This is a genomic window from Croceibacterium soli (assembly GCF_009828065.1).
In the GTDB taxonomy this organism is placed as follows: Bacteria; Pseudomonadota; Alphaproteobacteria; order Sphingomonadales; family Sphingomonadaceae; genus Croceibacterium_B; species Croceibacterium_B soli.
On sequence record NZ_WTYK01000005.1, the window covers coordinates 203175 to 225915 of the forward strand.

General features: G+C 62.6%; 14 protein-coding genes. 5 read left to right on the forward strand and 9 right to left on the reverse strand.

Annotated elements, in window-relative coordinates; genetic code table 11:
• Nucleotides 1-41 precede the first annotated feature (41 nt).
• Complete coding sequence (locus GRI75_RS10415; protein ID WP_160746911.1) at nt 42-2120, forward strand: TonB-dependent siderophore receptor; 2079 nt, start codon at nt 42-44, stop codon at nt 2118-2120.
• 677 nt (nt 2121-2797) lie between these two features.
• Here GRI75_RS10415 and GRI75_RS10420 read toward each other — a convergent pair.
• From GRI75_RS10420 to GRI75_RS10435, 4 genes are all read right to left on the reverse strand, one after another.
• Nucleotides 2798-3139, reverse strand: a complete 342-nt coding sequence (locus tag GRI75_RS10420) for an META domain-containing protein (RefSeq protein WP_160746912.1) — start codon at nt 3137-3139, stop codon at nt 2798-2800.
• A 314-nt stretch (nt 3140-3453) separates the two neighbouring features.
• The gene (locus tag GRI75_RS10425; protein WP_160746913.1) at nt 3454-4842 is read right to left on the reverse strand and encodes a YkvI family membrane protein; all 1389 of its coding nucleotides are present in this window, start codon (nt 4840-4842) and stop codon (nt 3454-3456) included.
• A 463-nt stretch (nt 4843-5305) separates the two neighbouring features.
• Nucleotides 5306-6175, reverse strand: a complete 870-nt coding sequence (locus tag GRI75_RS10430) for an SMP-30/gluconolactonase/LRE family protein (RefSeq protein WP_160746914.1) — start codon at nt 6173-6175, stop codon at nt 5306-5308.
• A 115-nt stretch (nt 6176-6290) separates the two neighbouring features.
• Nucleotides 6291-6932 carry a TetR family transcriptional regulator gene (locus tag GRI75_RS10435; RefSeq protein WP_160746915.1) on the reverse strand — a complete coding sequence of 214 codons (642 nt, stop codon included), beginning with the start codon at nt 6930-6932 and terminating at the stop codon, nt 6291-6293.
• Between the two features lie 75 nt (nt 6933-7007).
• Between GRI75_RS10435 and GRI75_RS10440 the strand changes: the two genes are divergently transcribed.
• Together GRI75_RS10440 and GRI75_RS10445 are read left to right on the forward strand one after the other, a co-directional pair.
• On the forward strand, nt 7008-8045 hold the full coding sequence (locus tag GRI75_RS10440; protein ID WP_160746916.1) for an aromatic ring-hydroxylating dioxygenase subunit alpha: 1038 nt from the start codon (nt 7008-7010) through the stop codon (nt 8043-8045).
• A gap of 59 nt (nt 8046-8104) precedes the next feature.
• Nucleotides 8105-10516 (forward strand): TonB-dependent receptor, encoded by a 2412-nt coding sequence (locus GRI75_RS10445; protein WP_160746917.1) that lies wholly within the window; start codon nt 8105-8107, stop codon nt 10514-10516.
• A 302-nt stretch (nt 10517-10818) separates the two neighbouring features.
• Here the strand turns inward: GRI75_RS10445 and GRI75_RS10450 are convergent, their stop codons facing one another.
• The 3 genes from GRI75_RS10450 to GRI75_RS10460 are packed head-to-tail and all read right to left on the reverse strand — an operon-like array spanning nt 10819 to nt 15042.
• The gene (locus GRI75_RS10450; RefSeq protein ID WP_160746918.1) at nt 10819-11394 is read right to left on the reverse strand and encodes a nuclear transport factor 2 family protein; all 576 of its coding nucleotides are present in this window, start codon (nt 11392-11394) and stop codon (nt 10819-10821) included.
• 22 nt (nt 11395-11416) lie between these two features.
• On the reverse strand, nt 11417-13492 hold the full coding sequence (locus GRI75_RS10455) for a PQQ-dependent dehydrogenase, methanol/ethanol family (protein WP_160746919.1): 2076 nt from the start codon (nt 13490-13492) through the stop codon (nt 11417-11419).
• Complete coding sequence (locus tag GRI75_RS10460; protein WP_160746920.1) at nt 13489-15042, reverse strand: carotenoid oxygenase family protein; 1554 nt, start codon at nt 15040-15042, stop codon at nt 13489-13491. The genes GRI75_RS10455 and GRI75_RS10460 overlap by 4 nt, the downstream gene beginning before the upstream one ends.
• A 694-nt stretch (nt 15043-15736) precedes the next feature.
• On the opposite strand from GRI75_RS10460, the gene GRI75_RS10465 reads away from it, so the two are divergent.
• Nucleotides 15737-18124, forward strand: a complete 2388-nt coding sequence (locus GRI75_RS10465) for a TonB-dependent receptor plug domain-containing protein (protein ID WP_160746921.1) — start codon at nt 15737-15739, stop codon at nt 18122-18124.
• Nucleotides 18125-18131: 7 nt separating this feature from the next.
• The gene (locus GRI75_RS10470; protein ID WP_160746922.1) at nt 18132-19409 is read left to right on the forward strand and encodes an aminotransferase class V-fold PLP-dependent enzyme; all 1278 of its coding nucleotides are present in this window, start codon (nt 18132-18134) and stop codon (nt 19407-19409) included.
• 940 nt (nt 19410-20349) lie between these two features.
• Here GRI75_RS10470 and GRI75_RS10475 read toward each other — a convergent pair.
• Together GRI75_RS10475 and GRI75_RS10480 are read right to left on the reverse strand one after the other, a co-directional pair.
• On the reverse strand, nt 20350-21900 hold the full coding sequence (locus GRI75_RS10475; RefSeq protein WP_160746923.1) for an FAD-binding oxidoreductase: 1551 nt from the start codon (nt 21898-21900) through the stop codon (nt 20350-20352).
• An 82-nt stretch (nt 21901-21982) separates the two neighbouring features.
• Nucleotides 21983-22639: a TetR/AcrR family transcriptional regulator gene (locus GRI75_RS10480; protein ID WP_160746924.1), complete on the reverse strand. Its 657-nt coding sequence runs from the start codon at nt 22637-22639 to the stop codon at nt 21983-21985.
• Nucleotides 22640-22741 lie beyond the last annotated feature (102 nt).

Consider the following 22741-nt stretch of genomic DNA (forward strand, 5'->3'; position numbering starts at 1 on the left):
CCCCCCTCTTCTCCACATTAACCAAAACGGGAGCATTCCCCTTGCTGGAACACGTCCTTGCGACGATCGCCGTTGCTGCTGCCGCAGAAGCGCCTCCCTTGCCGCCCGCCGAAGCCGTCGAATCAACACAGGTGCCACCGGCACCGGACGCTGAAGAAATCGTCGTCCTGGGGACCCGGACCACGCGCGCTGACCGCACGCTCTCTTCCGACATCGTCACCGAACGCATGTCGCCCTCGAGCCGATCGGTGGAACGGGACCTGCTGACCGCGGCGGGCGCTTATCGCCTTTCGGATGCGCTCGAACTTATCAGCGGCGTCAGCAACCAGAACAACCGAGGGGGCTTTCTCGATAACTTCGCCATCCGCGGGTTCCTCGGCACTCCCGACGGAGGAGCCGAATATTACGTCGACGGCTTCCTCGCCAATCGCGGGATGGGTCCGCCGCGTGACCCTGCAACGGCCGAGCGGATCGAACTGCTCAAAGGTCCGGGCGGCGCGCTGTTCGGCGACGTGGATCCCGGCGGCCGCGTAAACATCGTCTCCAAGACGCCGCGCTTCGCTCCCGACGCCCAGCTCACGCTCACCGTTGGCTCGTTCGACACGCGGCGGGCTGAGTTGGACGTGACAGGGCCCATTACCGACACGCTCGCAGCCCGGATGGTCGTAGCAGCCGAGGACAGCGATGGATGGCGCAACTTCGTCACGCTGAAGCGGCGGGTAGTCGCGCCATCGCTCACATGGAATCCGCTTCCGGACCTTCGGCTCACCTATGTGGGTGAATTCACGGAGTTTGATGCTCCATTCGACCGAGGCATACCCTCCGTCGGTGGCGATGCCAACGCGCTGCCTCGCGGCAGCTTCTATGGCGAACCCGGCGACGGCATGACCCGGTTTCGCAACCAGCGGCACCAGTTGACCGGCCTTGCGCAACTCGGCGCCCGCTTCAGCCTCAACGGCGGCGTAGCCTACCGGACGGGATCGCTAAAGGGGCTCTCGTCCGATCAGTCTCGCCTCGTCGATGATCGAACGCTCTGGCGCCAGCGGCGCCAGCGCGACTTCGAGGTCATCGACTTGTCGACACGGTTTGAACTTACCGGCGAACTTGGCGCGCACCGCGCTAGCATCGGAATCAAGGGTTATAAGCTCGACTACCAGGAGCGCTGGATGCGTCGGAATCCGACGGCGGCAAACCCCTATCCTATCGACATCTACGATCCCGTCTACGGAGGCACACCACCCGAGCTGCTCCCCTTCATCAACAATCGTGAAACGCGTGAAGTGGGGACGATCTACCTGCAGGACATGTGGACCGTGAGCGAGCGGCTAACTCTGTCGGGCGGCGTGCGGATCGACGCTTACCGCCAGGACATCGAAAACCTGCTGACTAACACGACCGGCAGGGCTGTCGGCGAGCCTGTCAGATTCAGGATCGGTGGGCGCTACGAGCTCAGTGACATCTTCGCAGTGCACGCGAACTGGGGCGAAAGCTACCTGCTGAACTCGGGCATCGGCAGGAATGGCGACGGCTTCGCTCCAGAGAATGGCTATGGATATGAACTCGGAGCCACGGCGTCGTGGCCCGGTATTGATATCGCACTCACCTGGTTCGACATCGAGAAGCAAAACATCCTCACGACCGACCCGGTCGATCCGAACTACCTCGCTCCCGTCGGAAATCTGAGGAGCCGTGGCATCGAGTTCGACGCTTCGCTCCGGATTGCTCAGCGGTGGCAACTCGTAGCCAACTACGCCTGGACGCCGGCCCGCGCTGACGATGCCGCCTTCGCCACGGAAGCGGTCCTCAATGTTCCCGATCATTCCGGGACCGTGTTCGCACTCGGCCGCTTCCTCGATAACCAGGGCCGCGGCCTGACGGTAAGCTTCGGTGCGAGCTACGTGGGCAATCGCGCAGGCGCGCTCGACACCAGCGGGTTCGTCCTGCCGGCTTACATCAAGTCGAAGGCTGCTGCCGAGTACGTCTTTTCGCCCCAGGTGACGCTGAGGCTTGAAGCCGACAATCTGCTCGACGAGCAATATGGCCAGAGTTCTTACAACACGGTGTGGGTCTACCCTGGCGCGCCCCGAACTGTCCGTGCGACCGCTCGCTTCTCGTTCTGAGCGAGCGGGCAGTTTGGTGATGAGTCTGCCTGCGGCAGCTGAGGCCGCGGTGGCCGGCTACTCGTGTTTGAGCGGGTAGCCGCCCAGCGGCTTCGAGCTTCGACAGGAGCGGCTGGCCGCTCCCCCTGATAGCAGACCGCAGCTGACGGAACAGCAGCCTCTCGTCCCCTGCGGGGCGCCCGCTGAGCTGTTCGTCCTGCAAGGTCAGCTCGGCGTAAACCTCTACGTGACGGCGACGGCCTCCCGTGGCGGCCGCTAGCCATCGCTTCATCGTCACTCTCCCGAAGGCATCGCTGCCCGGCGGCTTCGTCATGAGCGGCCGGGCAATTCCTGGGCCAGTTGCCGTCTGGCGGGCTCTGGAGCTTGGAACCTACAAAGCTAACGCTCAGCCGCGCTCGCTATCCGGCAACTCCCGCCGACAAACCGGTCGTTTAGCTGCCGGGATCGCCCTGCCGGAACCGGCCGTACGTTCACGCAGAGACATCGGGTCGCATATGGCGGGTATCAGAGGGTGTCCGGGAAAAGCTTAGCGACGGAAGATGGGTGGTGAGCTGCCGTGCCCTCAATGGTATTCTGACTTAAGCCCAAGACGTGCGGAGGTTCCATCGCTCGCATGGATCACCAGCAGTTCCCCTGTGCGATTCCACCTCTGTGCCTTCCCCATCAGCCTCCAGAACTTACCCGCAAAGTCCGTTTTTGTCCTGGTCGGAGCAACCTATCAGTGTGAAGATGATCGGGCCGCCCGCGCCACTGAACCCGCCATCTTTCGTCCAGCGCACATAGGCTGTACCGCCGCTGTTGCACTCCCAAGTGCCTCCTATCGCCCCGTCAGTGCCCATGAAGAGCGTCGCAGCGGGATAGTCGGATCGTCTAGGGGCAGGCATACCGTCAATGCTGATCACTTCCCAGCGGCTGCCGGACTGCTGAGATCTGGCTGGCGCTTCGGACGGCTGGGCTGCATCTGCCGGTGAATGCGCGAGCGAGATCGCAATCCCTAGTGCTAATGCGCGGATCGTCATGGCTCCAACCCCTGGGTGGTTCACCGGCAGCCTTCCACGCAATTATGTGGAGATGATGTCAAAGACTAAGATCGGGTCGGGTCCAGATAGGCCGGTTTCAATAGGGAGGCGCGGCTAACTGCCACCACCCCGGGCCCCGGTGCTTGCGGCACTTCGCGCCGACAAAGCCGACAGTCGCGGCGCTTAGCCTGAGCGTGGAAACCGGCCGTTCATTCACACGGCGAGTTATGGCGCCTTCTGGGCCGCTTACGGAAGGTCTGCTGCCGGGCAAGAAGGGGCTTATCCTGCCGCTTTCTCGAGCCGTGCATTCCGGATCACGGTTCCGGCTTCTCCGGTGAGCCGGACCTGTCTTGGGATTTCTCCGGCCACTCGGCCTGCGTCAAGATTGCGGATGCGTCAGCTTCGGAGGGCAGCGGATCGTACTCGACGTCAGGATCTTTTTTGAGCGCTGTCTCAGTGCGGGCGATGAGGGCCGCGTGCAACTCTGCGTCTGAGATGTGAGATTCTCCCGACAAGCGCTGGACTAGGTCGGCATGCATTGGGGCGAAGTCGTGCCTCGGATCGAGACGGCGGGCGGCAAGCCTTCGCAGGTGAAGGCGGCGGCGCGCTTCGGCCGAGAGATGGCTGCGCCCGCGAACCCAACCCGCGGCCATAACGCCGATCAGTATCAGCCCAAGGTAGCCAAGCGCGGGATATACGTATGCGACCAAGTCGCGGAACCCGACGAAGCTCAGAGCAAAGCCGAGCAGCACCACTGCGACGTAAACAGTGCGGAAGCGATCGGGCCGGCTACGTGTCAGGCGCTTGCCCAGAGCGTAGAACATGGCCAATGCGGTGTTGAAGATCATGCCGAATACGACGATCGACATGGCAGTGCCAAGAACCGGGTGCACCCGGTTAACCAGGGCAAGCATGGGCAACTCGGCGTCACCGACGAACTCGGAGCTTAGGAACAGCGCAAGCACGGCAAGCATCAAGAGCAGCAGAAATATGCCTCCGCCGATCAGGCCGCCTAAGCCGGCGGTGCGACTATCGAGCATGCTGCCGCCGATCACGATGGTCATGGAAACGCCGCTGATTGCGCACAGTCCGACATAGTTGAGCGCCGCCAGCCACCAGTTCGGCAGGCTAGTTGGCACTGTTCGAGCCGCCAGGTCAAGCGCGGCAAAATCGTATTCGGCCGTGGCGAGTGTCCACGCCGAGATGCCGACCAGGAATACGATGAGGAACGGCGTGATCAGCCCGATAAGTCGGGCAACCTTGTCGACGTTGAACATGCCTGACACCAGCACCGCAACCAAGGTGCTCGCCGCGCCCACCCAGACGGGCCAGCCGAACTGCTGGGCCATATTGGCACCCCCACCAGCGAACATGACAAAACCGATGGCGAACAGAGTGATCACCGTCGTGACGTCGAGGAACCGCGCGATCAGCGGATGCGAAACCTGCCGGAAAACCGCGACGTGCTCTTTCGCCTGAACGTGACTTCCCAGCTGCAGCGCAGCGACAGCGATGAACGTCATTATGAGCGAGGCGATCAACGCTCCGAGAATGCCGACGGCGCCGAACGCCACAAAGAACTGCAGCATCTCACGACCAGAAGCGAAGCCCGCCCCGACAATGAGTCCGATGAACGCCATTCCGATGCCAAATGCGCGCTTGAACACGGTGGTGCTCTCCTCGTGCAGTTCCTGGATCGTCAACGCTCCAACGCACGCAAGTGCCCTTGCTGCCCCAAGAGTTTAGCGGATCGAGAGAAACTTGGAGGTCTCGAGCACTCACCGTTGGTGACGGCATGCTCGTTCTCCTAAGCCGCTGGGCCGGCTAAAGCAGGTCAACGTGATCCCGAGCCACTCACTGCTGCCCTGGTTAGACATAGCCGGGCTGTCGGCATTCGTGCGCGTCAAGTGCTCGCGGCGGCACGGAAGCGGCGGTAACTTGCTGAGACTGGAGCCTCAACCGTGCGCAGCTGTCCATCAACGCGCGGCTGAGGGAGCCCGGCTTGCTCAGTTAACAGCGCTTTCGACCGAGCGGCTGCGTACGCTCCGGACTCTCCCTGTAGAAGACGTGGCCTGCGTCGGTGACCGGACCGCATCGCCGTAGCACTCATCTACGCTTGCCGCTGATCGCTTTATCTACGGCCGCCTAAATACGAGCCGGATCGCTTCAGCCGGCAAACCTCGGCTCCGCAATCCCGTGGATCATCAGCTCCTCTATAACGAACGTGCAGCCGTCTAACGGATCAGCAGGCCGGCCGAGGAATGCGGGACTGAGCGTCGGCACAAAGATCTGATCCATGTTCGCGCCACCGAACATAACGCTACCCGGCAGCTTAACCGGGAAATCCACGATGCGTTCGATGCTGCCATCAGGTCGGAAGCGAACGAGCTTCCCACCCTCGCAGATGGCGCTCCAAACATGACCTTCCGCATCCACGGTGGCTCCATCCGGGATGCCGCCGAGCTCCTCGGTGCTGGCGAAGGGGCGACGGTTGGCAACGGTGCCGCTCTCGATGTCGTAGTCGTAAGCGTATATGAGCTTGCGGATGCTGTCGGCATGGTAGAAGATCTTATCATCGGGCGACCAGCAGGGCCCATTCGCAAGGAAGACATCGTCGTCGATTGCGCGCAATTCGGTTGCACCGGGATCAAGCGCGTATAACTTGCCCCGTGCTTCCTTCATGCCACGGTCGCTGGAACCGACAATAAAGCGACCGCGCCGATCGACTTTCCCGTCAGCCAGCTGCACTCGATCGTCTAAGTCAACGTGGCGCGCCAGCAAGCTGCACTCGCCGGTGTCAAAATCAAGCGTGTGCACTCCGCTAGCGAGTGCCACAATTGCGCCGCCTTGCTCACGAAGTGCCATGGAGCCGATCAGCTCAGGCATGATCCATTCGCGCACGACGCCCGTCCGGGGATCGGATCGCACCACCCTCTTCTCGAGGATGTCGATCATGTACAGAGCCTGCTCCAGAACGTCCCACAGCGGGCCCTCCCCAACAGAGCATCGCGGCACGCCCAGACGCGTAATCCTCATAGTTCTCGCCCTTTAGTAGCTAGCGTGCACGCGTCCGATCTGCGCCGGCCGAGTTGACTCGGTTTTCGGATGATTACGAGAAGCCTCAAGTTTCGTTGGACGGAAGCGCGCACCATTAAGGCAAGATCCGAACCCCTCTCGCCCCTCGACCATCGGCGCGCTCGCTTGTGGACCGGCGAGATCCCCGATGCACTGCACCTCGCTTTGCCTTGAAGCCGGCGATCAGCGCATCAAGCCCTACCTCGAAGCTCTCGTCGAAATCCATAAGGTCCTCAAGGTAGCTGCGCATTGTGCCCTGAGGCTCGTAAGCGCTCCAGCCGATCGCCAGAGAGGTGACCGCTGCGATGGCGTCTAGGGCCAGCTCCTCGGCAACGCTGTGCTGCGTCAACGGTTCAGCAATCGAAGCGGCAGTTATCGAAACCTCGCCTTCGAGGGGCTGCGCGATCGCGCAGATGCGTGCAGCTCCCGGTTGACTGGAGAAGCGCTGTCGCAAAGCGCGGCCGTAGGTGATGAGCCATGTGGTCCAGTCGTCACACGGTTGCACTGCAGTACGAGCGTCCCGGTAAATGGCCGCGGACATGTGGCCGAGCAACTCGGCTTTGCTTGAAAAATGCCAGTAGAAGGCTGGAGCCTGAACACCCAGTCGATCGGCCAGGCTTCGCAAGCTAAGCCCTGAGAAGCCCCTTTCATCGAGCAGGGCGAATGCTTCGCGGAGGACTGTTGCCCGGTCTAGCGGCTGTGCAACTCGTGTGCCCATCTTCTGACGATTGACAATTTAACGCCGTTAAAGTCAACTCCTCTGCGGAGAGTCGAAAACCTGAGGCGCGGCGTGATGAGCTATGTCCACAACGCTTGGTACGTCGCGGCCTGGTCGCATGACATAGCGCAGCTGAAGCCCTTCGCGATCACGATCTTGGAGACGCCGATCGCCATCTACCGCGGTGAGAGCGGCCGACCGGTGGCGCTGGAGGACCGCTGCGTTCACCGTCTCGCACCGCTATCCTTGGGCCGCTGCGAAGGTGATGCCCTGCGGTGCATGTACCACGGCCTGCTCTATGCTTCCGATGGTGCGGTGGTCGAGATCCCGGGTCAGGAGCAGATCCCGCCGCTGGCGCGGGTAAAATCCTATCCTGTGGTTGAACGCCACAGCTGGATATGGGTGTGGATGGGTGCTCCGGAAGAAGCGGACGAGGGCCTGATACCGTCCGCTGTCGGACTTGACGATCCCAACTACATACTAGGACACGGGCACCTGGACTACACGGCCGAAGCGCGGCTCATCAACGACAACCTGCTGGACTTCAGCCACTTGTCGTTCGTGCATGCGGAGAGCTTTCAGGCCGGACCGGAATTCGCTCAGACCCCCGGCCGCATCACTCCCTTGGCCAGGGGTATTCGCTACGAAAGGTGGACCGAGAACTCCACGGGCTCTTCTTCGCGCAAGTCAGAGGTGCCGATGGACAGCTACATGTCTTACGACTTCCTGATCCCGGGTATCCTCCTGATGACCGGAGGCGTCTTTCCCCTCGGCACCGCAGAGGCATGCGGCCGCTCCGCGCCCAACCTCGAGGACGCTATCGGAGGCGTTACTTTTACCAGTCAAGCGGTCACTCCCCTCACAGGGAAAACATCGCGATACTTCTTCTCCTGGGGACCCCGCCGTGATCACGGCGACGAAGCTCACCGGGACATGCTGATGGGGCTCGCCGCCAAGGCATTCGCTGAAGACAAGGTGATGATCGAAGCGCAGCAGCGAGTGATCGACCTGACGCATGAGCCTAAGGTGATGCCGACCGCCCACGACAAGGGGGTCACGATGTTCAACCGCCTGGTGGAACGGCTCGCGAAATCCGAACGAGTAGCAAACTAACCCGCAGCCCGGCGCAAGATCGGGCCATCGAACCAAACCAGATTTTCAGGGAGATGAAGATGGCTAAACCTGTTGGAGTTCAACGTAGCGCGCAGTTGGTTCGCGGCTTCAGCGCGCTGGCGATTGCAATTGGCACCGCTCCCGCGCTCGCGCAGGACGGAGCGGCGGTGGCGGAGTCCCCGGAGACCGCTGACGCCGGCCCGAGCGGTAGCGAGATCGTCGTCACCGCGCAGTTCCGCGAGCAGCGGCTCCAGGACACACCGCTTGCGATTACCGCAGTCAATTCCGAGATGCTCGAGGCCCGGAGCCAAACAAACATCGCGGAAATCGCTGCGCAGGCTCCTAACGTCACGCTCAAGCCACAGGGGGCGGCGTTTGGCCCTTCTCTGGGCGCCTCGATCCGCGGTGTCGGCCAGTATGACTTCAATCCAGCTCTCGAGCCGGGTGTCGGCCTCTATGTCGATGACGTTTACTACGCTACGCTCACCGGCGCCATTTTCGATCTTCTCGATCTCGACCGTGTCGAAGTCCTGCGCGGCCCACAAGGCACGCTGGCCGGTAAAAACTCGATCGGCGGCGCCGTTAAGCTTTATTCGAAGCGACCCACAGGCGACGGCAGCGGGTACGTCGCAGGCGCCTATGGCAGCCGCAACCGGCTTGACCTGCGCGGCAGTGCCGACATCGGGCTCACCGACGATTTGGCTATGCGGCTTGCCGGTGTCGCCAAGAAGCAGGAGGGCTACGTCGACCGGCTTGATTTCGGTTGCGTCAACCCGCCGGGCTCGGCTCTGAACCCCGCGGTCGGCGGAGTTCAGCCGACTACCGGCGAAGGCGACTGCAGCGTAGCGCGTGACGGCGAGGTCGATTACATGGCCGGCCGCGTGCAGCTGCGCTACCAGCCGAGCGACCGGCTCGACGTCAACTTGATCGGCGACTACACGCATGACGATCGCACCGCCGCCGCTGGCGTCCTACTGCTAGCGAACAACCCCGCGAACCCGAACATCCGTGGAAATGCGGACGCGGTTCCTTACGATTCGCGGTTCGTCTGCGGCCAATACTGCAACTATGCGAGCTACTTCTCGCCGGCTGATACTTGGCTCACTCCTCCCGTGGCCGGCTACCCGCTGATCGAGACGCGCGGCGACGGCCGGACCAAGTTCAACGGCTGGGGCGTGTCTGGGCAGATCGACTTCGACCTCACCGAGAACCTGCAGCTCCAGTCGATCACGAGCTATCGTGAGTACGTGCTGCACTTCAACAACGACGACGATTACTCGCCGCTCGCAGTTGCCAACGGCTTCGGCGACCTTGACTACTGGGGCTTCACTCAGGAGCTGCGCCTCAACGGCGTACTGCTCAACGACACAGTAAACTGGACGCTGGGCGCGTTCTATCTGGACCAGCGCTCGACCTACGCGACGTTTCAGGATCTGCGCTATGCGCCGATCCCGCTGCAGTTCCAGGGCGATGATCCGGTCAATGCCGACACGAAGGCGGTATTTGGGGCGATGTCGTGGGAGATCGTCCCCGACCTTACGTTCAACGGCGGCTTGCGCTACACCGAAGAGCACAAGGATTACACGTTCGTTCGCCGAAACCGCGACGGCTCGCTGAACCCGTTCCTCGGTGCGCTCGACGGGGTGAGCGGAGAGTTCGACGGCGACAAGATCGACTGGCGCGCCAATCTGCAGTACCGCCTAAGCGAGCAGCTGATGACCTATGCGCAGGTTTCCACCGGCTTCAAGGGCGGCGGCATCGGCCCGCGTCCGTTCAACCCGGCGCAGGTTCAGCCATTCGGTCCAGAGACGCTGACGGCGTACGAAGTGGGCTTCAAGAGCGACCTTTTGGATCGCGCGGTACGCCTGAACGGAGCGGTATTCTTCTCCGACTACAAGGACATTCAGCTTACATTGCTCTCGTGCCCGCAATTTGGCGGACCCGGTCCTTGCGCTCTGCCGCAGAACGCCGGCGACGCAGAGATCAAAGGCGCGGAACTTGAAACGACGATCGATCCAGGCAACGGGCTGCTGGTCGACGCCTCCGTCAGTTACCTCGATTTCGACTACAAATCGATCAATCCGCAGGCGGGTGGACCGAACGGCGTGCAGATCGGAATGGTCCCGCCGTATACACCCGAATGGAAGTGGGCGTTCGGCATTCAGTACGAGGTCGATCTCGGCGGCTCCGGTTCTCTCATCCCGCGATTCGATGCCAATTATCAGTCCGAAGTGTTTTCAAACGCCGTCAACGGACCGAACAACCTGATCGACGGCTATACGCTAGCCAACGCGCGCGTCACCTGGCGCAACGCTGAGGAGGATCTGGAGATAGCGTTGGCAGTCACAAACGTCTTCGACAAGTACCACCTCCTTACCAGTTTCGATCTCACGGGGGCGGGCGCAGGTATTGTGGCCGCTCAGCCAGGCCGCCCGCGCGAGTGGGTGGTGAGCGTCAAGAAGAGCTTCTGATTATGTTGCGCCTGGGCGGCCTGAGGGCTGCCCAGAGCGTATTCAGCTTTTGTGGACTGCCCTGTCCGCACTGAGCATGCGCAGCAAGCGAAAAGCTCAAGTGGAATTCCGGGGTGGTGAACGCTGCCGTGGCGAGCAGCGGACCGCAATAACTATATGGCTCCGTGCCTCGATCCAGGGGCAATTGCGCCAAGAAGATGTAGACGGGAGACCGGCCGGACGGTTCCGCCGGTAACCTGGCCCACCGACGGAACAAGCAGTAGCGAACTGTCGAATTGTTCTGCAGTGCTACTTCTCTCCGCTCAAGGGCGCTCGGCTGTTTGATCCATGGTGCTCACCGGATTCCCTGGGCCGGAGTTGCGATTAGGGATGAACTCGTTGAGTACGCGGCGTTTGGCGAAGAGCCACTGGCCGTCAACCTGCTTCATTTCATCCTCATAGATGCCATATGTGCCGATCTTCGGCTCATCGCCGGGTCCGTTGTTTGCCATCTCCAGCCACTGCGAGCGCGACCAAGCCCGGTCACCCTCTACCCGGATTGCGGTCTGCAGGATGATGTGGCGCAGCTTGGCCGGTTTACCGTCCGCGGTGTGGTAGAACCGGCCGATGCCAGCAGAGAAGTCTGTCACCGCCTTGCGGATCGCATCGCGACCCCTGGAAGTGCCGTTGGCAAATTCGAGTTCTCCATTTTCGGCGAACGTGGCGACGTAGGCGTCCCAATCGTGATAATCGATCGCGAACAGGTAACGCGCGTGCAGGTCCTCGATCTGGGCCCGGTCCTGCGCGTAGGTCGGCCCGTAAGTGACCTGCGCTTGCGCGGGCAGCGCAGGGGCTGCGATTAGGAATGCGCCTGCTAGCGCGATCTTGCGGAACATCATTTGCATTGTCCTTTCGTGCCCCTCACGGGGTCTCCCAGTCGGCGTTCGCTCTCGCGATTACGTAGTGATGGATCGCCTCGGCCTCCTCGCGGGAGAGCACGTCGGCGAAGCTCGCCATGCCGTTGCTCGCGCGAGATCCGCCGAGCACGATGTCGAGAAAGGCGGTGTGCGTCTCCGGCGACATATGCCGCAGATCCTTGACCCCACCGCGTGCGGCGGCACCGTGGCATAGCGCGCAGTTGGCCCCGTAGAGTTGCTCGCCGCGGCGGACCGCATCGGCAGCCGCGGCGAGCTTCGGGGGCGGGCTCAGTTCCGGCACGGCCATTGAGGACGCCGGCAGCGGCGGGAGCTTGGCCCTGCCCCCAAGCTTGAAGACCAGCAGGCGCGGCTTCGAGAGATGCATCTGCGAGTAAGCGGACCGCTCCACATGGGCGAGACCGCCACCCCAGCCGGCGTTCACCGCAATGTGCTGCTCGCCGTTCGCCATGTAGGTGATGGGCGCGGAGATCGGCACTTGCTGCACCGGCATCTCCCAGACTTTCTGCCCCGTATCCGCGCGGTAGGCGGCGAATGTTGTGCCGATCGTCCCCTGGAAGACCAGATTGCCGGCGGTGACGAGCACCCCGCCGCTGCCTTTCTGCTCCACCGGACCGCGCCAGACCTCGCGCTGAGTGACCGGGTTCCAGGCCGAGAGCCAGCCGCGCGAGTGGGCGTCCGCGTATTCGGCGATCTTCTTGCGCTCGGCATCGTGCCCGGCGAAACTGGCGCCGGTTCCCCCCTGAGCAGGGTCGAAGCTCTCCGCCGCCGCATAGGCCATGTAAGTTTCCGCCACCGGCACATAGACGAGGCCGGTGAGAGGACTGAACGCCATCGGGTTCCAGTTGTGTGCCCCGCCCGCCCCGGGCGAGATCATCACGGGCTTGGTGCCGTACCGAGCAGCGGGGTTCTCGATCGGCCGGCCGGTTTTCATGTCTATGCCGCTGGCCCAGGTGATCGGCACGATCTTGTCGGCCGAGAGCAGTTCCCCGGTTTGCCGATCGAGTACGTAGAAGAACCCGTTCTTCGGCGCCTGCATCAGCACTTTGCGCGTGCGGCCATCGAGAGCGATGTCGGCGAGGATCATCTGTTGAGTGGCGGTGTAGTCCCACTCCTCTCCCGGCACCGTCTGGTAGTGCCACTTGTACTCACCGGTCGCGGCATCGAGCGCGACGATGGAGGCAAGGAACAGGTTGTCGCCGCCGCCTGGGCTGCGCCACTTCTGCGTCCATGGCGAACCGTTGCCGGTGCCGATGTAAACCAGGTTCAGCTCGGGATCGTAGGACATGCTGTCCCACGCGGTGCCGCCGCCTCCGGCCTTCCACCATTCGCCCGTCCACGTCGCCGCCGCCATTCTCATGGCCTCGTTCTCGAACCCGTCCGCAGGGTTGCCGGGCACGGTGTAGAAGCGCCACTCCAGCTTGCCGGTCTCGGCGTCGTAAGCCGAGACATAGCCGCGCACGCCCGATTCTGCGCCCCCATTGCCGATCACGACCCTGCCATCGAACACGCGAGGCGCGCCGGTGATGGTGTAGCTCTTCGCGTTGTCGACGGTCAGTTCCGACCACACCGGGGTGCCGGTCTTCGCATCCAGCGCGATCAGCCGGCCATCGAGGGTGGCGACGTAGATCTTGCCTCGCCAGGCGGCGAGCCCGCGCGATACGATGTCGCAGCACGCCAGTCGCCCGAACTTGAGCGGCACTTGCGGATCGAAAGTCCACAGCACCCGTCCGGTCGCCGCATCGTAGGCGGTGACGATGTTCCACGGCTGCACGTTGTAGAGCACGCCGTCGATCGCGAGCGGGCTCGCCTCCATTCCCCGTTCAGTGTTGATGTCGGCGAACCATGCGAGCCCCAGGCGATCCACGGTGCGGTCGCTGATCGCGTCGAGCGGGCTGAAGCGCTGCTCATCGTAAGTGCGCCCGACGCTCATCCACTGGCCCGGCTCCCGATCGGCACGGAGCATCCGAGCGTGGTCGACGCGCGCCCTGTCCTGCGCTCCGGCCGGTAGGACGAGGGCGGCTGCCGCCAGCGCGCCAAGGGCGCGCGACAAGAGCTTCATGCGGCTGACGCTCCGGGGATCTGGCTGGCGTCGGCCCAGAAGCCGTGGACCTGGCCCACGACCTGGAACGGCATCTTCACGCGCGCGACCGGCCCGGCGGCTGGGTCCTTGGTGTCCACCAGGATCAGGTCGGAGCGGCCGTTCTCCTTGATGCTCGATCCGATCCCGATCAGGTACCCGTCGCCCTCGGGGGCATCGGCCTTGCGCGGCACGAACGTCATCTCGGATAGCCGGTAGTCAGGAACCGTGACCTGCTGCACCGAACTGTCGGCGTGGTCGATGATCGCCCAGCCGGCACCGGAGTTCAGGTAACCGTAGCGGTACGGCAGGGTGTGGAACCGGTCGTCCTGCCGGGACAGCACACCGTTGACCTCGGGGAACAACGTCTCGGTCTGGTAGCGATCGTTCGTCCGGCTGGAGAGATCGATGGTGAACCGGCGGATCAGCCCGGTGGCCTTCGCAGGCTCGAACGGTGCCTTGCTGGGGAAGAACGGGAACTGGTTGCCTTCGCCACCGTCCCAGTCGGTCACGATCTTGTCGCCATCCGACCAGCCGCCCATGACGTGTGTGCAGAACAGGTTGGCCCCAGTGAACCACTTCAGGTCCTTGCCGTCGCCGCCACGGCGCATGACGCCCATGTAGCAGGGCTTGCCGGGATCGTAGGTGAAGTGCACCCCGCCGGCACGGATGCGCTCGGCATCGGCGACCATATTGGTGAGGTAGAGTACGATATGGCTCTGCGTCACCGCGAAGTCGTGCATCATGCCCGCATAGGGCGCCTGCACGGTAGTGCTCCAGTTCACCTGGCCGGCCCGGTCGGCCGAGAACACGAAGATATCCTTGGAGAGCAGCCCGCTCGCCTCGTAGCCGAAGCCGATGTACTCGCCCGTCAGCGGGTCGATCTTCGGGTGCGCCGTGTGGGTCTGGCTGTTCAGCTTGCCGCCGAAGGTGTAGTAATCGTCGATCGTTTCGAGCGTCAGCGGGTCCAGGTGAACGGGCGGGCTGTCCTCCTTGTACACCAACAGCTTGCCGTGGTGCAGGAACAGCTGGGTGTTGGCCGTGCCCCGGCTCAGCCCTTCGACGCTCGGATCGTCGGTCAGCGGGTTGCGGTACATCCCGAACAGTGAGCGGCGCGCCTCGTGCTGCGCCTTCCAGCGTTGGTTGCGCACATAACGGGTCTTGTAGTCCACATGCCCGTCCTTGATGCGGAACATGCTGACGTGTCCTTCGCCGTCAAACGGGATGTCGCCGGCCCACTTCGGGTCCTTGGGATACTGCGGGTCCGGCCCGACGCGGTAGAACACGCCGTCGAGATCCTGGGGCCAGTTGCCTTCGACCTCGCAGTCGAACAGATCGATCTCGGCCCGATTGACGGCCCCTGCGGCGCTGCCGCCACCGCCGAAATCACGGGGGTTCTCGGGGAAGTCGACTTGCGGAGATGCGAGGGCCTGGGCGCCCTGCCCAAAGGCCGGACCGGAGCCGGCGAGCCCGGCAATGGCAGCCCCGGTGCCGATCGTCGCAGCTCCAATGAAGCGGCGCCTGTCCAGCACTGTGTTGGCAGCCGAAGCAGACTCATCCCGGCCTCCGCCAGTGCGCTCATTTTCCACGTTGATCCCCTCCCGCGATCTATGTCGCAAGCAGCAAACTTGTCTGTTCGCAATCATTTGGCAAGCGCTGTTTCAGGAGTGCGGCTTGGCCGGGTTGCTGTGCTGATTGGCTAACGGCTCAAGTGATCAGCAAGAATCAACTGATCCTTGGACACTACGCTGCTGGTCACGCGATTAGTCTGAGCTGGGACGGCGGTGGATGGCGACGCCGTAATGTGATCGAAGAGAGGCCGCTTGCGACAAGTGCCAAGTTGGCCCCACATCGGTCTTCGAGCGCGCAGCTGGCCAGCGGCTCAGCCGTGTGCAGTCCGTCAGTTCGTGGGTTGCAAGCGCAACGTCTGCTCTTGATGCGCGATTCCGCCCCGCCTTTCTGCACCTGCCGCGCGCTGTGGCTGCACTACGTTGGCGCCTCTTCATGCGTGACAGACGTCTGCTTTGCGGCGCCGGGCAATCTCCGCGAAATGACGCGAATTGGGCGCATAGCCGACAGGCTGCTCGCTGAAGCAGGTTGGCCAAATGCCGAGAGGACAACGCGGCAAGCGATTCTGTACTGCAATATCAGTGCAGTCGATCCGTCATCAAGCTGACCCTAGCCGATCATAGGGGCCCCACAATCTTCAGTGAACAGGGGCAACAGGTGAACAAGGCATTCCTCGGTTGTGCGCTCGGCGCGATTCAATTTGCGATAGCCGCACAATCTTACGCTCAGGACGTAGACAGCGCGAATGAGTCCGCCGACAGCAACGCCGGAGCGGCCATCGTGGTTACCGGCACACGTGACATTGGGCGAACGGCATTCGACACTGCCGCGCCGGTAGATGTGTTGACCAACGAGGCAATCGATTCCGTTGTTTCTTCGGACTTGTCCTCAGTCCTCGCGCGGCAACTTCCGTCGTTCAACGTGCAGAGGCTGCCGGCAGCGGACGGCCTCGCATTTGTGCGGCCGGCGAGCTTGCGCGGCTTGTCTCCCGACCAGACGCTCGTGCTCGTCAACGGTAAACGGTATCATCGTTCCGCCCTGCTGGGATCGCGCGGATCGCAGGCTCCTGACCTGAACACCATCGCCGGATTGTCGATCAGCCGTGTGGAGGTGCTGCGCGACGGTGCATCGGCTCAGTATGGCTCCGACGCGATCGCCGGCGTGGTCAACATCATTCTGGACGATCGGCCCGGAATCAGGGGCTTCGGTCAGTACTCCGAATATTACGACGGCGACGGCGAGACCTACCGGGCCGGCCTGCAAGCGGGGATCGCGCTGAACGATCGCGGCGCGCTGGTCATCACCGGGGAGTTCTCCGACGGGGCGGCGACCTCACGAACCCGCCAGCGCGCTGATGCCATCGCGCTGCAGGAGGCCCGGCCCGATCTCGACATCCCCGATCCCGTCCAGCGCTGGGGTCAGCCCGACGCGCAAACGCTGCGCGGCGCTGCCAATTTGCAATACGAGCTGTTCGAAGCGGCCGAACTCTACGCCTTCGGCATGATCGCGGATGGGGAGGGCCGCACCGACTTCAACTGGCGGAACCCGGCGAACACCTCCAGCGTGTTCCGCAACACGGACGCATTCCCTGGCTTCAACTTCGCCAGCAGCTATCCGGCCGGCTTCACTCCGCGCTTTGGAACCGACTTTAACGACCTCCAGGGCGTCGCAGGTCTTCGCGGATCCTTGGCGAACGACAGCTTGACCTACGATCTCAGCGCGTCTGCGGGTCGCAGCCGCATCGACTATACGCTCGATGAATCGCTCAACGCATCGTTTGGCCCGGACAGTCCGACCAGCTTCTACCTGGGACGGCTGGAGCAACGCGAATTTAACCTCAATCTGGACTTCGTGTACCAGCTCGATCTGGGTGGGTTCGAGCCGCTCAACCTGGCGTTCGGAGCCGAACGCCGGGAGGAAACCTACGAGGTTTCACCGGGCGATCCCGAATCCTACGCCATAGGTGCGGGAGCTGCGGAAGGGCTGGCGCCCAACTCCAATGGCTTCCCTGGCTTCAGCCCGAGCCAGTCGGGCGAATTCGACCAGACCAGCTACGCCGCGTACGTCGATCTCGAGTGGCACCCCGTAAACATGCTCACGCTGGGCGCAGCGGCGCGTTACGAGGACTATTCGGAGTTCGGCAATACGTTCAATTACAAGCTGTCCGGCCGCATCGAGCCGGTCGACGGACTGGCTGTCCGGGCGACTTACTCCACGGGCTTCCGGGCCCCCACACCGGGCCAGCTCAACACTTCGCGCACCAGCCAGGGCCTCGACACCAACACGCTTCAGGTCTTCACCGCCGGGCGCCTCTCTCCGTCAGATCCGATCGCTGTCGCACTCGGCGCAGAGCCGCTTGAGCCCGAGGAGTCGGAGAACATCACCGCAGGCATCGTCTTCCGCTCGCCAACAGGGATTACGGCCAGCCTCGATGCCTATCAGATCGACGTTGAAGGGCGTTTCGGCCAATCGCGATCCTTCGCCGTACCCGCCGGTGTGCCCAACCCGCTGCGCTTCACCAGCGTGAGCTACTACACCAACGACTTCGATACGCGCACGCGCGGCATCGATGCCGTGCTCGCATATACGACTCTGCTTGGTCGGGGGCGGATCGAAACCAGGCTGGCCTACAACTACAACGATACGGCCGTGACCGGCGGGACCAGCGCCACCATCGGCAACGAGGACCAGCGCCGCATCTTCGAGGAGCGCCTGCCGGAGCACAACGCCACAGGCACTATCGCTTATGAACTGGACGCGATCCAGCTGCGCCTGCACGGCCGTTACTACGGCCCATGGACCGACAACAGCGACAACTCTGACGGGCAGATCTTTCAGCGGTTCAGCTCTATGGTGCTGTTCGACGCATCACTGACATACGACATCACCGAGGCCGTCAACTTGACGGTCGGCGCGGAGAACATCTTCGACGCTTATCCCGACGAAGCGACCTTCCAGGCCAGCCGGGGCCTGATCTACTCCCGCAACGCTCCCTACGACACAGACGGGGGCCTCTACTACGTTCGCCTGGGCGTCGAGTTCTGACCCGATCATGACGTCGATCGACCGCAGGAAGTGGATCCAAGGGGCGGCGGCCAGTGTCTTTCTGGCAGCCGCCCCTAACCGCGCCTTGGCAGGCCCTGTCGCGGCCGCCGATATTTCGCTCGCTCGTGACGAAGCCTATTGGGCCAGTATCGCCGCGCAATACGATGTCAGCGACGATGTCGTGCAGTTGGAGAACGGAAACTGGGGCATCATGCCGCGCCCGGTACTCGCCGCGTACCAACGGCTGGTGGAGCGGGTCAATCGTGAGAACAGCTTCTACGCCCGGCGCGGCATGGGCGGTGATCTGACCGCCGTACGCGACCGGGTGGCCGCCTTCCTAGGTGTCGATGTCGAGGAGATCGTGTTCACCCGCAACGCGACGGAGGCGCTAAAAGCCCTGATCGGGAGCTATAACCGCATTCATCCGGGCGAGGCCGCGCTCTACGCCGATCTCGACTATGGCAGCATGCAGGCGAGCCTCGCTGCCGCGATGGAGCGACGCGGCGCGCACACGATCAAGATCGCTCTTCCAGAGCCCGCGACGCATGACAATGTGATCGCCGCTTACTCCGAGGCGCTGGCCCAGCATCCGGAAATCAGGCTCATTTTGCTCACCCACATCAGCCATCGAAGCGGGCTGATGATCCCGGTAAAGGAAATCGCCACAATGGCTCGGGCGCGCGGCGTGGATGTCATCGTTGATGCGGCCCATAGCCTGGGCCAGGTGGACTTCACGATTCCCGATCTGGCAGCGGACTTCGTAGGGCTGAACCTGCACAAGTGGATCGGCGCGCCCCTCGGAGTGGGCGCAGCCTACATCCGAAAAGACCGGGTGTCGGCCATCGATCCCGACCTCGCTGACGAGGACAAGGACTCCGGGACCATCTTGTCCCGTGTGCACACCGGAACGGTCGATTTCGCCGCCTTGTTGACCGTTCCCGAAGCGCTATCCTTCCAAGATCGCATCGGCAGCCGGCTGCGGCAAGCCCGGTTGCGCGCGCTCCGGGACGGGTGGGTCGCGGAAGTGCGGGAGAATCCGCGAATTCAGGTGCTGACGCCGGACGATGACCGGATGCACGGCGGCATCACCTCGTTCCGGCTGGTTGGGAAAACTTCCGTCGAGGACAATGTAGCCCTCGCAGCGAGACTGCTGGCGGATTTCGGCATCTTCACAGTGCACAGGACAGGCATGGCCAGCGGAGCTTGCGTTCGAGTGACGCCAGCATTGTTCAATTCCATGGAAGATGTTCGGGCGTTAGCCGTTGCGCTCAACGAGATAGCCTGACTAGCTCGCCGAGTTCTTGGTCTTCTAGAGACCGTAGCTAGCAGGCCCAGCATCTGAGTTGGCAAAATTCCGCGTGAACTGGAGAGTTTCTGCAGACCACCACCTCGAGCTGAGCTGGCGCGAGAGCGGTGTCGATGCGGTGCCAAAACCTAGCCAAACGGGGTTCGGCACTCGGCTCCTGACACGAGGTCTGGCGCTAGAGCTCAACGGCCGCGTCGATCTCGACTTCAATTTGGAAGGAGTTGTTTGCCAAATTGCCGTTCCGCTCACGGAAACTCGGCTTACCTGAACTTCTGCGCTTGGCAGCCTTGAGGGCAGCTTGGTGCGGAACAGTGGAGCTTAGGGCTGCATAGTTGATGGGTGGAGCGCTCTAGCTCTTCCACGGCTCTGAGCTCCCTAACGATGCATCCGTCGGGCGGACGGTCCGCTCCTGACAGCTTCAGAGGGCCGCGGGAATGAACGATTATGGGCGCTAAGCTGACATAGAGGTCAGGCTCCGATGGTCGCGGCCTTAGCAAATGCTGCTGATCGGGAGCCGAGATTGTTCCCCGTCCGTTCGGATTACCGGGTGTCTCATCAGGAGCAGGTTCGATACGGCTACACCCTCTCGCTCAAATGGTGTGGATAGAGCGCTCGTGCGTGGCGGCGAGCGGCGGGAACTGGCCGAAAGCAGACGGTCCGCTTCTGGCCATAGCTTTGAAGATGCGGACTTCGAAATCGCACTTCATCCACCGACGCGCTGTACGATGCGCGCTGATGAGCACGCCACCTAGACTGCGGCAACCGGAGGGCGCTGGACTAGCCTCCCGGCAGTGTGCCTACGTGCGGAGATGATCTCCAAGTCCGACCACCCTTGACCACCAATCAACCCTTGCTCGGACGCGGCCACCTCAACCCTCTTCCCCGGGCTGTACCCAAAGGGATCGTCACGCTGAGCCGCTCACCTGCAGTTTGCTGGCCAGATGCCCTGTTTGCCAGGCGAGAGGATGCCGTTAGGATCGAGGCAGTCCTTGATCTTCTCGGCGAAGCGGCGCTGCGCGTTGTCGTTGAAGTCATAAAGCGCAGCCACTTCGTCCATGAAGTCGAGGTGGCTGCGGTACTCTCCGTATCCGAGCTTGGCTGCCGGTTCGAGCATTGCCTTAGTCGCGGCGTATGCCTCTCGGGTCTGCTGGTCATCCTTGGTGTCGAATACCACCAGCGCCACATGGATCATGCTCCGCCTGCCGACAATTATCGCGGCAGAGTAGTCGAGCCCGCGCTCGTTCAGCAGGTTGCGAGCGAGGTCACGGATCGCAACACCGTCCTTGCCCGCGATTGGCATGGCGCAGGAAAAGCCGATGTGTCCGCCTTCCTCCCCGCCATACCAGCGCGTCATCTGATCCAGCGCCATCGAGGGTACGCCCGCCTGAACGCGGTGATGCGGGTTCGTAAGTTCGGGCAGGTTCCAGCCGTCGTACTGGTCGAATGAGACGGCGCCACCTGGAATGGCAGTCAGGGCTCGCTCAATTTTGGCACGGTTGTGCGCCACAACCGGCTCGTCGCCATAGAGAGCGAAGCGCATGACCCAGCGTCCGAAGCCCGGCGTTGCTGCGATCCTGTCGAGCACCTCTTCGGGGATCGGATCGGCGCCTTCGTACCATTGCTTGCGCTCACCGAACGCGCTTGCCGCGCACACTGCATTGATGATCATGGGCTGATTGGAAATGGTGCCGTCGATCATGAGAGGTCGCAGCACTTCCAGAAACGTCCCGAAATGCTCTTCATTGTCGAGCGTGAACCAACCAGGGGCGTAGACTTCGGGCGCAGGAAACAGGCTCACTCCCATCTTCGTCACGATGCCGTAGTTGGACTGACTGAACATGCCGTCCCACGATGGCCCGCAGCTGTAAGGGTAGATCAGCCAGTTGTGCGGATTCGACATTCCGCCCATGCCCGTGCGCAGAATGTCGCCATCGGGCAGGACGACTTCCATCCCGCAATGATTTGCAAAGTGATCGCCGATCGGCGTGTATCCCACCCCGTGCTCCAGCGCATTTCCGATGACGCTGCCCGCTCCAAGATCCGGGACTGACATCCACAACCTGGAGCCGGTCTTGCGCAGATGGTCGTATAAATCGAAGAACCGGACGCCGGGCTCCACCAGCGCCATGCAGTTTTCCTCGTCGACCTCGATCACCTTGTTCATCCGCCGGAGGCTGACGGTGAAGGTGCCGGACACGCGCGGTGCGCCGCCGCCATAGCCCTTGTTGCGGCCCTGACTGCTCGTCCAGATTGGTGTGCCGTGCTCGTTCGCAATCCTTAGGATCGCCTGCACGTCCTCGACGCTGCCGGGGAGGAGGACAGCACCCGGGCGGTACCATTCACCAGGTGGAGCGAAAGGATCACCATGGTCTGCCAGGTCTTGGGTGAGCACGTTGTCTGCGCCGATGGCCGCCGTGATGGCTTCCAGTGCGACGGCAAAGCTGTCGCCGTTCGGGTTCATGTCTTCCATCGCAATCTCTCCTCGATCACGCTGTCATTTGAAATTGACAGTCTGTCTATTTTCGAGAGGTAAACGCCCTTGGAAGTCCCTGTCAATCGGCGCTGGTGAGCGCCAGTGAAGGAAGAGTTCGACGCGCGCACGTCAATGCTTGCTCGAGCGGTACGCCCAATCCGAACAGGATGGTTGCCGCAATGGACTCCGGATAATCGCCGTCGACCTCGCCGCGAACGATCGACGCCATGGCTGCCAAGGTCGTGCCCAGCAGAAGATCCCGTCCTAGCGCAACAGACTGCAGGGTGAACACGCCCTCTTCCACGCCTTCCCGAACCGTCTGTTCGGCTTGGCTGAACGTCTCTGCGCCAAAGATAGCCCCCGCCGCACTCAAGTTGATCATCGACCAGGCCCAGCGCCTATCTGCGCGGGCACGATGCAGATAGAAGCGTACTGCCAGCGCGGAGCGGTCACGGGCGTCGCTGATTTGAGAGATCGTAGCGGTTACCGCCTCGAGAAAGCCGTGCGTCACCTCGATGGACAGAGCTTCTCGTAACTCGGCCATGCTGGCAAAATGGTTATAGAAAGTGGCACGAGTGACACCTGCCTTCACGGCAACATCCTCGCTGCGGGCGTAAAGACCTCGCTCGTCACCCAGGACCTCGAAAGCGGCGGCGATGATCTTCGCCCGGGTGCGTGCCCGCCGCTCGCGCCCGACCTCCACGCGCCTTTCCGGATCGACTTGCTTACGCGCCAAGCGCTTCCTGCTTTCTGTTCTTCTTGTACCCGCCCGCGAGACCCCTCCTACGACTAGCCCGCCCGGACCTGTGTGGTCGAGCGCTCATCGGAAGCACGTCGA

Excerpts from the sequence above, each read along its gene's own strand:
- GRI75_RS10470 (WP_160746922.1), top strand. The coding sequence starts at position 18,132 with ATGACGTCGATCGACCGCAGGAAGTGGATCCAAGGGGCGGCGGCCAGT.
- GRI75_RS10430 (WP_160746914.1), bottom strand. The coding sequence starts at position 6,175 with ATGAGGATTACGCGTCTGGGCGTGCCGCGATGCTCTGTTGGGGAGGGC.
- GRI75_RS10440 (WP_160746916.1), top strand. The coding sequence starts at position 7,008 with ATGAGCTATGTCCACAACGCTTGGTACGTCGCGGCCTGGTCGCATGAC.
- GRI75_RS10420 (WP_160746912.1), bottom strand. The coding sequence starts at position 3,139 with ATGACGATCCGCGCATTAGCACTAGGGATTGCGATCTCGCTCGCGCAT.
- GRI75_RS10445 (WP_160746917.1), top strand. The coding sequence starts at position 8,105 with ATGGCTAAACCTGTTGGAGTTCAACGTAGCGCGCAGTTGGTTCGCGGC.
- GRI75_RS10450 (WP_160746918.1), bottom strand. The coding sequence starts at position 11,394 with ATGATGTTCCGCAAGATCGCGCTAGCAGGCGCATTCCTAATCGCAGCC.
- GRI75_RS10455 (WP_160746919.1), bottom strand. The coding sequence starts at position 13,492 with ATGAAGCTCTTGTCGCGCGCCCTTGGCGCGCTGGCGGCAGCCGCCCTC.
- GRI75_RS10435 (WP_160746915.1), bottom strand. The coding sequence starts at position 6,932 with ATGGGCACACGAGTTGCACAGCCGCTAGACCGGGCAACAGTCCTCCGC.
- GRI75_RS10475 (WP_160746923.1), bottom strand. The coding sequence starts at position 21,900 with ATGGAAGACATGAACCCGAACGGCGACAGCTTTGCCGTCGCACTGGAA.